General features: G+C 50.0%; 1 protein-coding gene and 1 pseudogene. One reads left to right on the top strand and one right to left on the bottom strand.

Annotation, left to right across the window (positions count from 1 at the left end):
* A pseudogene (locus ACW9H9_RS28665) lies at nucleotides 1–593 on the top strand (LysM domain-containing protein); the annotation flags it as partial.
* Nucleotides 594–637: 44 nt separating this feature from the next.
* On the opposite strand, the gene ACW9H9_RS28660 reads toward ACW9H9_RS28665, so the two are convergent.
* Nucleotides 638–942 (bottom strand): formylglycine-generating enzyme family protein (locus ACW9H9_RS28660; protein ID WP_457346713.1); only part of this gene is annotated, 305 nt, incomplete at its 5' end.

Genomic DNA, 942 nt, shown 5'->3' with positions numbered 1-942 from the left:
AGGATGCGTTTAGTTACTTGGCTTCGGGGTTGTTTCGGGTGATGACGTCGCCCGGTAAAGCGATCGGTAAAGCGTTTGATGATAGCTTTCTTAAAATGGCGCTATGGTGGGAAAAACGTGCGGCGTCCAAGGTGGAGGCCGCTAATTTAGCTCGCTATGTGCTAGATCACCACGTCGATAAAGTCATTACAGTCCGACTGCAACCGATTCCCTTTGGCTTGCTGCCACCAGAAACGCTTGGTCCTATGGTTTATCTGCTCACCGAGGGCTTTGTTGAAAGTTTTAATGAACAGCAAGAAAAGGCGCTGGTCATTCTGTTGTCAGAGATACGGACTTGGCGGCACTTTATCGAAGTGCTCGAACATTGTTCGCCCAGAGCGGAAAAGGTCAACGCCATGAAGAGCCTGGAGCGCATCAACGCATTACTGGATAGCCACGAACAGAACCAGTTCAATTGGTTTATTGATAGCTTGGCTATCAACTCGTCGACCGATACTTCCACGCGAATGGCCTGGAAACCAAGCAATGCCTGGCGTAAGGAAAAAAGATTATTGGCTGCTCGCAACAGCGGGCGATTTGATGGGTTGGCTTAGTATCTGATTAAAAATAGCGCTGATGAGCGCCATTTTTTGAAGGGCTATAGCGGTTTCTCGGATTGAATGGCGCAACGAAAACTGATGCCAGGATAATAGCCATCCTGCACTGGCTCAGCTTCCCAGCGACGAACAGTGCTGGCGCTAAGTATTGGATCCTCCCCCATATTTGATCCACGCCACACTCGTGCACTGCCAGTACTTGGCCCTTGAGGGTTTTCGAGGGGGGAATGCCGGTAATAGTCCTTGTCGTACCAGTCATTGACCCAGTCCGTGGCATTGCCGGACAGGTTATAAATCCCCAATGGGTTAGGGACAAATTTGTCCACAGGGAAGGTGTTCCTTTCAC

The organism is Pseudomonas sp. SDO5215_S409 (assembly GCF_054071325.1).
Note: the sequence above shows the minus strand (reverse complement) of the source record. Positions and strands in the feature narration are given on the sequence as shown.